13 protein-coding genes and 1 pseudogene are annotated in these 13,779 nt (G+C 68.0%); 9 read left to right on the forward strand and 5 right to left on the reverse strand.

All coding sequences use genetic code 11. The features are described from left to right. The first annotated feature begins 47 nt into the window (after positions 1-47). The 3 genes and pseudogenes from KDW96_RS07435 to KDW96_RS07445 all read left to right on the forward strand — a co-directional run bounded on the left by KDW96_RS07435 (position 48) and on the right by KDW96_RS07445 (position 3,902). The gene (locus KDW96_RS07435; protein ID WP_255839802.1) at positions 48-1,079 is read left to right on the forward strand and encodes a trans-3-hydroxy-L-proline dehydratase; all 1,032 of its coding nucleotides are present in this window, start codon (positions 48-50) and stop codon (positions 1,077-1,079) included. A 149-nt stretch (positions 1,080-1,228) separates the two neighbouring features. Further along, entirely contained in the window at positions 1,229-2,176 is a 948-nt protein-coding gene (locus KDW96_RS07440; RefSeq protein WP_255839803.1) for a dihydrodipicolinate synthase family protein, read from the forward strand. A gap of 141 nt (positions 2,177-2,317) precedes the next feature. After that, positions 2,318-3,902, forward strand: a pseudogene (locus KDW96_RS07445) (aldehyde dehydrogenase (NADP(+))). A gap of 73 nt (positions 3,903-3,975) precedes the next feature. On the opposite strand, the gene KDW96_RS07450 reads toward KDW96_RS07445, so the two are convergent. The 3 genes from KDW96_RS07450 to KDW96_RS07460 all read right to left on the reverse strand — a co-directional run bounded on the left by KDW96_RS07450 (position 3,976) and on the right by KDW96_RS07460 (position 6,122). After that, on the reverse strand, positions 3,976-4,986 hold the full coding sequence (locus KDW96_RS07450; protein ID WP_255839804.1) for an Ldh family oxidoreductase: 1,011 nt from the start codon (positions 4,984-4,986) through the stop codon (positions 3,976-3,978). Between the two features lie 101 nt (positions 4,987-5,087). Next, complete coding sequence (locus KDW96_RS07455; RefSeq protein WP_255839805.1) at positions 5,088-5,561, reverse strand: WbuC family cupin fold metalloprotein; 474 nt, start codon at positions 5,559-5,561, stop codon at positions 5,088-5,090. 3 nt (positions 5,562-5,564) lie between these two features. Beyond that, positions 5,565-6,122, reverse strand: coding sequence for a hypoxanthine-guanine phosphoribosyltransferase (locus tag KDW96_RS07460; RefSeq protein ID WP_255839806.1), 558 nt, complete (start codon positions 6,120-6,122; stop codon positions 5,565-5,567). Between the two features lie 260 nt (positions 6,123-6,382). Between KDW96_RS07460 and upp the strand changes: the two genes are divergently transcribed. Together upp and KDW96_RS07470 are read left to right on the forward strand one after the other, a co-directional pair. Continuing rightward, positions 6,383-7,021, forward strand: a complete 639-nt coding sequence (gene upp / locus KDW96_RS07465; protein ID WP_255839807.1) for a uracil phosphoribosyltransferase — start codon at positions 6,383-6,385, stop codon at positions 7,019-7,021. Between the two features lie 2 nt (positions 7,022-7,023). Further along, complete coding sequence (locus KDW96_RS07470; RefSeq protein ID WP_255839808.1) at positions 7,024-8,289, forward strand: uracil-xanthine permease family protein; 1,266 nt, start codon at positions 7,024-7,026, stop codon at positions 8,287-8,289. A 55-nt stretch (positions 8,290-8,344) separates the two neighbouring features. Here the strand turns inward: KDW96_RS07470 and hemH are convergent, their stop codons facing one another. Together hemH and KDW96_RS07480 are read right to left on the reverse strand one after the other, a co-directional pair. Continuing rightward, complete coding sequence (hemH, locus tag KDW96_RS07475) at positions 8,345-9,367, reverse strand: ferrochelatase (protein WP_255839809.1); 1,023 nt, start codon at positions 9,365-9,367, stop codon at positions 8,345-8,347. Between the two features lie 12 nt (positions 9,368-9,379). After that, a complete protein-coding gene (locus tag KDW96_RS07480) occupies positions 9,380-10,285 on the reverse strand; it encodes a TIGR01777 family oxidoreductase (RefSeq protein WP_255839810.1) in 906 nt (301 codons plus the stop codon). 198 nt (positions 10,286-10,483) lie between these two features. On the opposite strand from KDW96_RS07480, the gene KDW96_RS07485 reads away from it, so the two are divergent. From KDW96_RS07485 to KDW96_RS07500, 4 genes are all read left to right on the forward strand, one after another. Next, positions 10,484-11,476, forward strand: coding sequence for an NAD(P)/FAD-dependent oxidoreductase (locus KDW96_RS07485; RefSeq protein WP_255839811.1), 993 nt, complete (start codon positions 10,484-10,486; stop codon positions 11,474-11,476). Between the two features lie 22 nt (positions 11,477-11,498). Beyond that, on the forward strand, positions 11,499-11,732 hold the full coding sequence (locus KDW96_RS07490) for a TIGR02450 family Trp-rich protein (protein WP_255839812.1): 234 nt from the start codon (positions 11,499-11,501) through the stop codon (positions 11,730-11,732). Positions 11,733-11,865: 133 nt separating this feature from the next. Beyond that, positions 11,866-12,834 (forward strand): YbgA family protein, encoded by a 969-nt coding sequence (locus KDW96_RS07495; protein ID WP_255839813.1) that lies wholly within the window; start codon positions 11,866-11,868, stop codon positions 12,832-12,834. Then, complete coding sequence (locus KDW96_RS07500) at positions 12,831-13,775, forward strand: MerR family transcriptional regulator (protein WP_255839814.1); 945 nt, start codon at positions 12,831-12,833, stop codon at positions 13,773-13,775. Before KDW96_RS07495 ends, KDW96_RS07500 begins: the two co-directional genes overlap by 4 nt. Positions 13,776-13,779: the final 4 nt, after the last annotated feature.

The following is a 13,779-nucleotide window of genomic DNA, read 5'->3' on the forward strand; positions in this document are numbered from 1 at the left end:
GCCACTTGAACAATGGATTGGCGAGACAGCACACCAGGAGTAATTGCATGCGTTCATCGAAAATCATCCATGTGGTCAGCTGCCACGCCGAGGGCGAGGTGGGCGACGTCATAGTCGGTGGCGTGGCGCCGCCGCCCGGCGACACGCTGTGGGCGCAGTCGCGCTGGATCGCCGAAGACCAGAGCCTGCGCAACTTCATGCTCAACGAACCGCGCGGCGGGGTGTTCCGCCACGTCAACCTGCTGGTGCCGGCCAAGGACCCGCGGGCGCAGATGGCCTGGATCATCATGGAGCCGGCCGACACCCCGCCGATGTCCGGCTCCAACTCGCTGTGCGTGGCCACGGTGCTGCTGGAAAGCGGCATCCTGCCGATGACCGAGCCCGAGACCCGCCTGCTGCTGGAGGCCCCCGGCGGCCTGATCGAGGCACTGGCCCAGTGCCGCGACGGCAAGGTCGAGCGCGTCGAGGTGACGAACCTGCCGTCCTTCGCCGACAAGCTCGACGCCTGGATCGAAGTGGAGGGCCTGGGCTCGCTGCAGGTGGACACCGCCTACGGCGGCGACAGTTTCGTGATCGCCGACGCCCAGGCCCTGGGCTTCGCCCTGAAGGCCGACGAGGCCGCCGACCTGGCCGCCACGGGCCTGAAGATCACCCGCGCGGCCAACGAGCAACTGGGCTTCGTCCATCCGCTGAACCGCGACTGGGACCACATTTCCTTCTGCCAGCTGGCCGGCCCTCTGCAGCGCGAGCAGGGCGTGCTGAGCGCCGCCAACGCCGTGGTGATCCGCCCCGGCAAGGTCGACCGTTCGCCCACCGGCACCGGTTGCTCGGCGCGCATGGCGGTGCTGCACGCCAAGGGCCAGCTGCAGGTCGGCGAGCGCTTTATCGGCCGCTCGATCATCGGCTCGGAGTTCCACTGCCGTATCGACAGCCTCACCGAGGTGGCCGGGCGCCCGGCGATCATCCCCTGCCTGTCCGGACGGGCCTGGATCACCGGGACCCACCAGCACCTGCTCGACCCGAGCGACCCCTGGCCCCAGGGCTATCGCCTGTCCGACACCTGGCCGGTCGAGGCCTGATCCCGAGCACACCACTCGCCAGCCGCGCTGGCGAGCGTGGAAAAGCAACAGCCAGCTACCCCGTTTAAGTGAGCGAAATTTGGCTGGCATTTTTCCGCTCAAAAGATATCGTATACGAAATACTTTCAAACTGCCCAGGAGGCAACACCATGAACAGCAACATCTTCACCGGCACCATCCCCGCCCTGATGACCCCCTGCACCGCCGAGCGCAAGCCGGACTTCGATGCCTTGGTGCGCAAGGGCCGCGAAATGATCGAAGCCGGCATGAGCGCGGTGGTCTACTGCGGCTCCATGGGCGACTGGCCGTTGCTCACCGAGGCCGAACGCCAGGAAGGGGTGGCGCGCCTGGTCGCTGCAGGCATCCCGACGATCGTCGGCACTGGTGCGGTGAACAGTCGCGAAGCAGTATCCCACGCAGCCCACGCAGCCAAAGTCGGCGCCCACGGCCTGATGGTCATCCCGCGGGTTTTGTCCCGTGGCGCTTCGCCAGCCGCCCAGCAAGCGCACTTCTCCGCCATTCTCGAAGCGGCGCCGAAGCTTCCGGCGGTGATCTACAACAGCCCGTACTACGGCTTTGCAACCCGCGCCGAACTGTTTTTCAAGCTGCGTCGCCAGTACCCCAATCTGATCGGCTTCAAGGAATTCGGAGGCGCCGCCGACATGCGCTACGCCGCCGAGCACATCACCTCGCAGGATGACGAAGTGATTCTCATGGCCGGCGTCGATACCCAGGTTATGCATGGCTTCGTCAATTGCGGTGCGACCGGCGCCATCACCGGTATCGGCAACGCCTTGCCGCGTGAAGTGCTGCAGCTGGTCGAACTGAGCAAGCAGGCCGCCAAGGGCGACGCCATTGCCCGCCGCCGCGCCCTGGAGCTGTCCGAGGCGCTGAACGTGCTGTCGTCTTTCGACGAAGGCACCGACCTGGTTCTCTACTACAAACACCTGATGGTGCTGGGCGGCGACCAGGAATACGCCCTGCACTTCAACGAAACCGATGCGCTCAGCGACGCCCAACGTAACTACGCCGAGACCCAGTACAAGCTGTTCCGCCAGTGGTACGCCAACTGGTCGGCCGAACAGAACCTCGCCTGATCGCTGTACTTCGGCCGGGTGCTTCCAGCGAATCCGGCCGGTCTGGCATGCAATAGCCGCGTCGATCGGCCGTTTGCCGAGCCCAACTTGACAGCTAAGGCCTTTCCTTACGTGTTCCTAGGCCCTCAACAGGAGCTAACAATGCCCGCTACCATCGGCCACAACTTCATCGCCGGCGGCCGCAGCGCTGCCGGTGAGGTCATCCTGCAGAGCCTCGACGCCACGACCGGCGAGGCGCTGCCCTACAGCTTCCACCAGGCCACCGCGGACGAGGTGGCTGCCGCCCCCGGGCGGCGGCGAGAGCGCTTACCCGCTTTTCCGTAACCTGGCGGCCAGCCGCCGCGCCGAATTCCTCGAGGCCATCGCCGACGAGATCGACGCCCTGGGCGAGGACTTCGTCGAGCTGGTGTGCCGCGAGACCGCCCTGCCCACCGCGCGTATCCAGGGCGAGCGCGGCCGCACCAGCAACCAGATGCGCCTGTTCGCCCAGGTGTTGCGCCGTGGCGATTTCCATGGCGCGCGCATCGACCGTGCGCTGCCCGAGCGCCAGCCGCTGCCGCGCCCGGACCTGCGTCAGTACCGCATCGGCCTGGGGCCGGTGGCGGTGTTCGGCGCCAGCAATTTTCCCCTGGCCTTCTCCACCGCCGGCGGCGACACGGCCGCGGCCCTGGCCGCCGGCTGCCCGGTGGTGTTCAAGGCCCACAGCGGCCACATGGCCACCGCCGGGTGCGTGGCCGATGCGATCCTGCGTGCGGCGGAAAAAACCGCCATGCCGGCCGGGGTATTCAACATGATCTACGGCGCCGGGGTCGGCGCCGACCTGGTCAGGCACCCGGCGATCCAGGCGGTCGGCTTCACCGGCTCGCTCAAGGGCGGCCGGGGGCTGTGCGACCTGGCCGCGGCGCGCCCGCAGCCGATCCCGGTGTTCGCCGAGATGAGTTCGATCAACCCGGTGGTGCTGCTGCCGGCGGCGCTGAAGAGCCGCGGCGCGCAAATCGCCGGCGAGCTGACCGGCTCGGTGCTGCTCGGCGGCGGCCAGTTCTGCACCAGTCCGGGCCTGGTGATCGGCCTGCGTTCGACCGAGTTCAGCGCGTTCGTGCAGGACTTCGCCGCCAGGATGGCCGCGCAGCCGGCCCAGACCATGCTCAACGCCGGCACCTTGGCCAGTTACCACACCGGCCTGGCGCGGCTGCACGCTCACCCGGGCATCCGCCACCTGGCCGGCAGTGCACAGGCGGGCCGGCAGGCCCGGCCGCAGCTGTTCCAGGCCGACGCCCGCCTGCTGCTGGAGGGCGACGAACTGCTGCAGGAAGAGGTGTTCGGGCCGGCCACCGTGCTGGTCGAGGTGGCCGACCAGGCCGAGTTGGAGCGGGCGCTGCGCGGCCTGCACGGCCAGCTCACTGCCACGCTGATCGCCGAACCGGCGGACCTGGACGACTGTGCGCCCCTGCTGGCGCTGCTCGAGCAGAAGGCCGGGCGCCTGCTGTTCAACGGCTATCCGACCGGCGTCGAGGTGTGCGACGCCATGGTCCACGGCGGCCCCTACCCGGCCACCTCGGACGCCCGCGGCACCTCGGTCGGCAGCGCGGCGATCGAGCGCTTCCTGCGTCCGGTCTGCTACCAGAACTGCCCGGACGCACTGCTGCCGGCCGCACTGCAGAATGCCAACCCCCTGGGCATCGCCCGCCTGGTGAACGGCGAGACCACGCGGGAGCGCCTGGACTGAACGCCTTTGGCGGACAGTTCGGCGTTTCCCTTTCGCCCCGGCATTGCCGGGGCTTTTTTATCCAGTCAGCCCATCATCCGGCGACGATCAGCGCCCTGAGGTCGTCGTACAGGGCCTGGGGAATCTGCACGCCCTGCCCGGCGCTGCGCCCCCGGGCCTCGTAGCGGCGCTGCGAAGGCAGGCGCGCGCCCTGGCCCTGGATGCTGGCGAACAGGGTCTCGGCGCGCCCCAGGTGGCGGTCGGCGTCCTCGCCGAGAAAGCGCCGTGGGTCCAGGGCGATGATCAGCTCGCCGTGATAGGGCGATGACCGGCTGCCGGCGTCGAACGCCAGGGATTCGGCGCTGGTCAGGTCGCCGATCAGCGGGCCGGCGATCAGCTCGACCATGGCCGCCAGGGCCGAGCCCTTGTGCCCGCCGAAGGTCAGCATGGCGCCGTTCAGCACGGCGGCGGCATCGGTGCTGGGCTGACCCTGGGCATCGATGCCCCAGCCCAGGGGAATCGGCTGGCCGGCACGGCGGTGCAGCTCGATGTCGCCGCGGGCGATGGCGCTGGTGGCGAAGTCGAAGATAAAGGGGTGGCGGCCCGACCGCGGCCAGCCGAAGGCGATCGGGTTGGTGCCGAATACCGGCTGGGTGCCGCCCGCCGGCGCCACCCAGGCATGGCTGGGGGTGCAGGCCAGGGCCACCAGCCCGGCATCGGTCAGGGCTTCGATCTCCACCCACAGGGCGGAGAAGTGCACGCAGCGGTTTATCGCCAGGGCGGCGATTCCCGAGTCCCGGGCCTTGGCCAGCAGGACGGGCAGACCGGCCTGAAAGGCCAGCTGGGAAAAGCCGCCCCGGGCATCGACGCGGACGATCGAGGGGGCCTGGTCGATCACCTCGGGCTCGGCATCGGCGGCCACCTTGCCGGCCTTGAGCGAGCTGACGCAGCCGAGCAGCCGGTACAGGCCGTGGGAAGCGCAACCGTCACGCTCACCGGCCAGCACCGTGGCCGTCACCGCCTGCACGTGGGGCTCGCTGAAGCCATTGCTGCGCAGGATGTCCTGCGCCAGTTCGCGCGCTTGTTCCAGGGTCAATCGAATCACGGTGCGGCTCCTCTGCTAACCAACGGTTAGCGTGGCGCCTCGAACCGGGAGCGGCTTGAGCTGTTTAGCCCAGGGAACTGACGAATTCGGCACAGTCGCGCTCAGGCGAACTGCTCGCGCATCCAGACCAGGTACTCGGCCGCGCCGGCCTCGCCCTCGCTCGGCGCCCAGGGCGCGCGCTCGCCCTCGCCGACCGGCCGGTAGGGACCGGCCTTGCACTCGAACAGGATGCTGTCGGCCTGCAGCACCACCAGAGCGTGGAACACCCCGGGCGGCAGGTCGACGCCGACGCAGTCGCCGCCGGCCTCCAGCAGCTGCCTGTCGCGCAGCTCACCCTGGTCGTCGAAGATCAGCAGGCCCAGGCGCCCCTTGAGCACCAGCAGAGTCTCGGCCTTGTCCGCCGAGAGGTGACGGTGCGGCGGGATGTAGGTGTCCGGCTGCAGGCCCACGGCCATGCGGTGGCACGGCTCCTCCATCTGGTGGAAGTTGTGGTGCTGACGCTGGCGCGGGTTGGCTGCGGCCTGCGCGGCCAGTTCGCCGAACAGTCGTCGATCGAGCAGGCGTGGCGCGCTCATGGCTCAGAGGCCCTTGACCGCGAAGATACCGGCGGCATTGCGCCAGTAGCCCTTGTAGTCCATGCCATAGCCGAAGATGTAGCGGTCGATGCACGGCAGGCCGACGTAATCGGCCTTGAGGTCCGGACGCGCCTTGCGGTCGTGATCCTTGTCGATCAGCACCGCGGTGTGCACCGCCGCCGCGCCGGCATGACGGCAGAAGTCGATGATCGCGCCGAGGGTGTGCCCTTCGTCGAGGATGTCGTCGATGATCAGCACATCGCGGTCGATAAAGGAGATCTCCGGCTTGGCCTTCCAGAACAGTTCGCCGCCGCTGGTCTCGTTGCGGTAGCGGGTGGCGTGCAGGTAGGACAGCTCCAGGGGGAAGTCCAGCTTGGGCAGCAGCTTGCCGGAGAAGATCAGGCCGCCGTTCATCACGCAGAACACCACGGGGTTGCGCTCGGCCAGCTCGCCGTTGATCGCCGCGGCGACCTGGTCGATGGCGGCCTCCACTTGGGCCTCGGTGTACAGGCAGTCGGCTTCTGCCATGACTTGGCGTATGTGCGCGAGATCGGCGGGCATGATGATTCCTCTTCGGTAAGCGGCACTGCGCCAGGCAGAGAACCTGATCGGTGCGTCAAAATAAAAGTCGGCAAAGGTACGCATCCGGCCGCCAGGGGGCAAGCCCCGGCGGACAAACGTCCCAACCAGGCGGTTTTCTCGGCGAACGGGGCGATATTAAACGCAAACCTCCGGCAAGACTCGGCAAACCGCGCACCACTTGGCCGACGCAATGCATTACTCTAACGCCATTTTTCGCCCGTCCCGCCGGAGATCCGCCCATGCCCATCCTCGAGATCCGCCACCCGCTGATCCGCCACAAGCTCGGCCTGATGCGCCGCGCCGACATCAGCACGAAGAACTTCCGCGAACTGGCCCAGGAAGTCGGTGCCCTGCTGACCTACGAGGCGACCAAGGACCTGCCCCTGGAAAGCTACGAGATTCCCGGCTGGGCCGGCCCGGTGCAGGTGGAGAAGATCTCCGGCAAGAAGATCACCGTGGTGCCGATCCTGCGCGCCGGCATCGGCATGCTCGACGGCGTGCTCAGCCTGATCCCCGGGGCCAAGGTCAGCGCCGTGGGCGTGGCGCGCAACGAGCAAACCCTGCAGGCCCATACCTACCTGGAGAAACTGGTGCCGGAGATCAACGAGCGCCTGGCCATGATCATCGACCCGATGCTCGCCACCGGCGGCTCCATGGTCGCCACCATCGACCTGCTGAAGAAGGCCGGCTGCAAGGAGATCCGCGCCATGGTGCTGGTCGCCGCGCCCGAAGGCATCAAGGTGGTCAATGATGCCCACCCGGACGTGAAGATCTACACCGCCTCGATCGACGAGCGCCTCAACGAGCACGGCTACATCATTCCCGGCCTGGGCGATGCCGGCGACAAGATCTTCGGCACCAAGCAGAAGGACGCCTGAGCATGCAGGACCACATGCAGGACCCCACCTGGCGCCAGGCCCTGGCCGGCTCGCAGATGCTCTTCGTGGCCTTCGGCGCCTTGGTGCTGATGCCGCTGATCACCGGCATGGACCCCAACGTGGCGCTGTTCACCGCAGGCCTCGGCACCCTGATCTTCCAGCTGGTGACCAAGAACCAGGTGCCGGTGTTCCTGGCCTCCAGCTTCGCCTTCATCGCGCCGATCCTCGCCGCGAAGAACGACTTCGGCCTGCCGGCGACCCTCGGCGGACTGGTCGCCGCCGGCGGCATGTACATGCTCCTGGCCGGTGCGGTGCGCCTGAAGGGCACCGGCTTCATCGACCGCCTGCTGCCGCCGGTGGTGATCGGCCCGGTGATCATGGCCATCGGCCTGGGGCTGGCGCCGGTCGCCGCCAACATGGCCATGGGCAAGGCCGGCGATGCCAGCGTGCAGCTGGTGCCCTATGACACGGCCCTGATGATCTCCCTGCCGGCGCTGATCACCACCCTGATCGTCGCGGTGATCGGCCGCGGCATCTTCCGCCTGATCCCGATCCTCTGCGGCGTCGCGGTGGGCTACGTGCTGGCCGTGCTGTTCGGCGTGGTCGAGTTCAGCGGCGTGGCCGCCGCGCCCTGGCTGGCCATGCCCAACTTCGTCGCCCCCGAGCTGCACTGGGGGGCGATCCTGTTCATCCTGCCGGTGGCCATCGCCCCGGCCATCGAGCACATCGGCGACGTGCTGGCGATCGGCACCGTGACCGGCAAGAACTACCTGAAGAAGCCCGGCCTGCACCGCACCCTGCTCGGCGACGGCCTGGCCACCTCGGCCGCCGGCCTGCTCGGCGGCCCGCCCAACACCACCTACTCGGAAGTCACCGGGGCGGTGATGCTGACCAAGAACTTCAACCCGAAGGTGATGATCTGGGCCGCGCTGATCGCCATGGCCCTGGCCTTCATCGGCAAGTTCGGAGCGGCGCTGCAGAGCATTCCGGTACCGGTGATGGGCGGCATCCTCTGCCTGCTGTTCGGCTCCATCGCGGTGGTCGGCCTGAACACCCTGATCCGCCACCAGGTCGACCTGTCCGAGGCGCGCAACCTGGTGATCGTGGCGGTTACCCTGGTGTTCGGCATCGGCGGCATGGTCATCGGCGCCGGCGATGTCAGCCTCAAGGGCATCTCCCTGTGCGGCATCATCGCCATCCTGCTCAACCTGTTGCTGCCCGGCGGCAAGGGCTGGCGCAGCAAGGCGCTGAGCGAAGAGCAAGGCTGACAGCCTCCCACGAAAAAGCCCCGCTTGAGCGGGGCTTTTTTCTGCCGGTCGGGCGTCAGAGCATCAGCGGCGCGCGCTCGCACAGGCGCTTGAGGGCGGCCACCCAGCTGGGGTGGTCGTTGAGGCAGGGCACCAGCTGCAGGCTCTCGCCACCGGCCGCCTGGAACTGCTCGCGGCCGCGGTCACCGATCTCCTCCAGGGTCTCGATGCAGTCGGCGACGAAGGCCGGACACATCACCAACAGTTTCTTCACCCCCTGCCGCCCCAGCTCGTCCAGGCGGGTCTCGGTATAGGGTTCGATCCACTTGGCCCGGCCCAGGCGCGACTGGAAGGACACCGACCACTGCTCGGGTCCGAGGCCCAGACGCGTGGCGAAGGCTTCGGCGCTGCGCAGGCACTGGGCCCGGTAGCAAGTGGCGAGCACCTGCGGCGGCGCCGTGCGGCAGCAGTCGGCGCCCTTCAGGCAGTGGCCGCTGGGGTCGAGCTTGTGCAGGTGGCGCTCGGGCAGGCCGTGGAAACTCAACAGCAAATGGTCGAAGCCCTGCTCCAGATGGGGCTTGGCGCTGTCCACCAGGGCATCGAGGTACTCCGGCTGATCGTAGAACGGCGGCAGGATGGCGAAGTCCAGCTTCAGGCCCTTCTCACGCACCACCCGTTTGGCCTCCTCGATCACCGTGGTCACCGTGCTGTCGGCGAACTGCGGATAGAGCGGCGCCAGGGTGACCTGGCGGGTGCCCTGGGCGGCCAGGCGAGTCAGCACCGTCTCGATCGACGGCTCGCCGTAGCGCATCGCCAGCTCGACCGGGCCGTGCGGCCAGTGCGCGACCATCGCCGCCTGCAGGCGGCGGCTGAGCACCACCAGGGGCGAGCCCTCGTCCCACCAGATCGACGCATAGGCCTCGGCCGACTGCGCCGGGCGCTTGATCAGGATCAGCGACACCAGCAGCCGGCGCACCGGCCAGGGCAGGTCGATGACGTAGGGGTCCATGAGAAATTGATTGAGGTAGCGCCGCACATCGGCCACGTCGGTCGAGGCCGGGGAGCCCAGGTTGACCAGCAGCAGGGCGTGATCGGTCATAAACAGTCCTATTCAGTGGGAATCGGCCAGAAGATCCTCGAGGGCCGCGTCCAGATCGGTGAAGCGAAATTGATAGCCCGCCTCGCTCAGGCGCACCGGCAGCGCCCGCTGGCCGCCGAGCAGCAGGCCGGACAGCTCGCCCAGGGTGGCGCGCAGCACGAAGGCCGGCGCCGGCAGGATCGCGGGACGGTGCAGGGCCCGGCCCAGCGCCAGGGCAAAGTCGGCGTTGCGCACCGGCTCCGGGGCGCAGGCATTATAGGGACCCGCGGCCTGCTGCTGGTGCAGGAGAAAATCGATCAGGCCGATTTCGTCCTCCAGGTGGATCCACGGCATCCACTGACGACCGTCGCCCAAGGGGCCGCCGAGGCCCAGCTTGAACGGCAGCAACAGGCGCTTGAGAAAACCGCCGTCCCGGGCCAGCACCAGGCCGGTGCGCACCAGCACCACGCGCATGCCCTGCGCCTCGGCGCGCTGGGCGGTTTCCTCCCAGGCGCCGCACAGCTGGGCGGCAAAGTCGTCGGTGACCTGCGGGTTGTCCTCGTGCAGCTCGCGCTCGCCGCCATCGCCGTACCAGCCCACCGCCGAGCCGGAAATCAAGACCTGCGGCTTCTGCCCGCGCTGCCCCAGCCAGGCTAGCAGCTGCTCGGTGAGGCTGATCCGGCTGGCCCACAGCAGGGTCTTGCGCTTGCGCGTCCAGGGCCGGTCGGCGATCGGCGCGCCGGCCAGGTTGACCACCGCATCCAGCGGCTCCTCGCCCAGCTCCTCGAGCCGGCCGATGCCTCGCACCTGGGCGCCGCACAGGGTCGATACCCGCTCCGGACTGCGGCTCCACACGGTCAACTGGTGCCCCTGGGCGAGCCAGTGCCGGCACAGGCCGCGCCCGATCAATCCAGTACCGCCGGTCAGCAATATGTGCATGGCATCTTCCTCGCATGGCGTAACAGCGGGTTATCGCCCTAGTCTGTTTTATAAGGCAGGTACGTGCCTTTTATCCCGAGACAGGTTGTCCTAAATATAGAGAGACAGCGCAGGACCCGCAGAACTTTATACATAACTATAATATTGTACAGCTTTTGTCTAAAGCGTAATCTGACGCTTTAGCACATGAGGTAGACCATGACAGCAATCGCCCCCATCGCCATCATCGGCACCGGAATTGCCGGATTGTCAGCCGCCCAGGCCCTGCACGCCGCCGGACACGAGCTGCAGCTGTTCGAGAAGAGTCGCGGCAGCGGCGGCCGCATGGCCAGCAAGCGCAGCGACGCAGGCGCCCTCGACCTCGGCGCGCAGTACTTCACCGCGCGCGACCGCCGCTTCGTCGACGCGGTGCAGCAATGGCAGGCCCGTGGCTGGGTGGCCGAGTGGCAACCGAGCCTCTATCACTTTCGCGACGGCCAGCTCAGCGCCTCGCCGGACGAGCAACTGCGCTGGGTCGGCATCCCGCGCATGAGCGCCATCACCCGCGCCCTGCTCGGCGCCCTGCCGGTGCACTTCTCCTGCCGCATCACCGAGGTGTTTCGCGGCGAACAGCACTGGCACCTGCAGGACGCCGAGGGTGGCAACCACGGCCCCTTCAGCCATGTGCTGATCGCCACCCCGGCGCCCCAGGCCAGTGCACTGCTGGCCAGCGCGCCGAAGCTTGCCGCCGCCGCCGCCAGCGTGCCTATGGAGCCGACCTGGGCCGCCGCCCTGGCCTTCGAGAGCCCGCTGCAAACCGAGGTGGAAGGCTGCTTCGTGCACGACAGTCCGCTCGACTGGCTGGCCCGCAACCGCAGCAAGCCCGGCCGCGAAACCACCCTGGACACCTGGGTCCTGCATGCCAGCAGCAGCTGGAGCAAGCAGCACCTGGACCTGGCCAAGGAAGACGTGGTCGAGCACCTGCTCGGCGCTTTCGCCGAGATGATCGGTTGCACCGTGCCGGCGCCCTCCTTCAGCCTGGCCCATCGCTGGCTCTACGCCCGCCCGGGCAATGCCCACCAGTGGGGCGCGCTGGCCGACGCCGACCTGGGCCTCTATGCCTGCGGCGACTGGTGCCTGTCCGGCCGTGTCGAAGGGGCCTGGCTGAGCGGCCAGGAGGCGGCACGCAAGCTGCTCGGCCACCTGCAATGAGCGGCGCGACAGGGGCGTGGCGATGAGTGCCGCGCCGCCGCGTCACCGCCTGAATCCGAACAAGCTGCTGCTGTCGAAGTGGACAGCGGTGCAGCCACAGAACCGCGAAAAACACTTCCTGGTCACCGAACTGCTGCGCGATGACGACGACCAGGTCGTCGAAATCGAACTGCAGGCCGTGCTCAGCCTGCGCAACCAGCGCCTGCCCTGGCGCGACCTGGAGGATGCCAAGCGCTGGCGCATGGGTTGGCACTAGGGCCAGCCATCTCCCAATCACTATCTATACAAAACCTGTACAAATAACTTGTACACGGACAACTCCGCTCCTATGATGGATAAAAATTGTACAGATAAATCTATCTGTACAAGTATTCAGCGGAGGTCGCGCCATGTCCCTTGCCCAAGACGCCCACGACAAACCCAGGATCGGCATCAGCGCCTGCCTGCTGGGCGCCGAAGTGCGCTACAACGGCGGTCACAAGGAATCGCGCCTGTGCAGCCAGGTCCTCGGCGAACACTTCGAGTTCGTGCCGCTGTGCCCGGAAGTGGCGATCGGCCTCGGCACCCCGCGCGAGCCGATCCGCCTGGTCGGCGATCCGCAGGCGCCGCGCGCCGTCGGTACGGTCAGCCCGGAACTGGACGTGACCGAGCGCCTGGCCGCCTACGGCGAGCGCATGGCCGAGGAGCTGGACGGCATCTGCGGCTACATCCTGATGCAGAAGTCGCCGTCCTGCGGTATGGAACGGGTCAAGGTCTACCAGGCCGATGGCCGCCCCAGCGAACCCGCTGGCCAAGGCATCTTCGCCAAGGCCCTGATCGCCCGGCATCCGAACCTGCCGGTCGAGGAGGACGGCCGCCTCAACGACCCGGTGCTGCGCGAGAACTTCCTCACCCGGGTCTTCGCCTACGCCGAATGGCAACGCCTGCTGCACGAGGGCCTGACGCGCAAGTCGCTGATCGCCTTTCACTCGCGTTACAAGTACCTGCTGATGGCCACCGCCCCGCTGCAGTACAGGGCCCTCGGCCGGCTGCTCGGCGACCTTGCCCGCCACGACCTGGCGCAACTGGCGCCGCACTACTTCACCGAGCTGATGACCGCGCTGAAGCAATGCGCCACCCGCGGCACCCACAGCAACGTGCTGCAGCACCTGTGCGGCTACCTGAAGCAGGGCCTGAGCCAGGACGAGCGCCAGGAGATGCACCAGCTGATCGGTCAGTACCGCGCCGGCATCGTGCCGCTGGTGGTGCCCCTGACCCTGCTCAAGCACCACTTTCGCCGCCACCCGGACGACTACGTGGCGCAACAGGTCTACCTGCAGCCCCATCCGGAAAACCTCAGCCTGCGTAACGCACTATGAATGGCGAGGAGCTTTCCACGACGCAACACGGCGACAGCGAGCTCGACGCCCAGGCTGAAGGCCTGCTGCCGATCCGCGAGGTCGCGCGGCGCACGGGCGTCAACGCCGTGACCCTGCGCGCCTGGGAGCGTCGCTACGGTCTGATCGTGCCGCACCGCACGGCCAAGGGCCACCGCCTCTATACCGAGGAACACGTCGCGCGGGTCCAGGCGATCCTCACCTGGCTGGAGCGCGGCGTATCGGTCAGCCAGGTCAAGGGCCTGCTGCAGTCGGAGCGCAGCGAGCCGGAGGAAAGCCTGTCGCAGTGGGACCAGAAGCGCAGTCACCTGCTGACGGCCATCGGCGACCTGGCCGAGCGGCAACTCGACGACTGTTTCAACCGCGAGATGGCGCTCTATCCGCCGCAGACCCTGTGCCAGCAACTGCTGCTGCCGCTGCTGGAGTCCCTGGAATTGCGCTGGCGCGGGCAGTTCGGCGCCGAGCTGGAGCGGGTGTTCTTCCTCTCCTGGCTGCGCAGCAAGCTTGGCGCCCGGCTGTACCACAACAACCGCCTGCATGGCGGGGCGCCGGTGCTGCTGATCAACCTGTCGGAGCGGCCGATGGAGCCCGGCCTGTGGCTCACCGCCTGGCTGGCCAGCAGCGCCGAGCACACGGTGGAAGTGTTCGATTGGCCGGTTCCGCCCGCCGAGCTGGGCCTGGCGCTCGAACGCATCCGCCCCCGCGCCCTGCTGCTCTATGCCAGCCAGGCGCTCAACGGCAACCCATGGCCGCGCCTGCTCGGTGGCGGCGAGTGCCCCATCGTGCTGGCCGGGCCGGCGGTGCGCATCCATCGCCAGGCGCTCGACCAGCTGCTGGCCGGGCGCGACGACCTGGTCCTGGCGGAAGACCCGCTGGCGGCGCTGCAAGCGCTGAACGACCTCAACCTGCAGGACAGCCGATAGGTGG

Source organism: Pseudomonas benzenivorans (assembly GCF_024397895.1).
Taxonomy (GTDB): domain Bacteria; phylum Pseudomonadota; class Gammaproteobacteria; order Pseudomonadales; family Pseudomonadaceae; genus Aquipseudomonas; species Aquipseudomonas benzenivorans_A.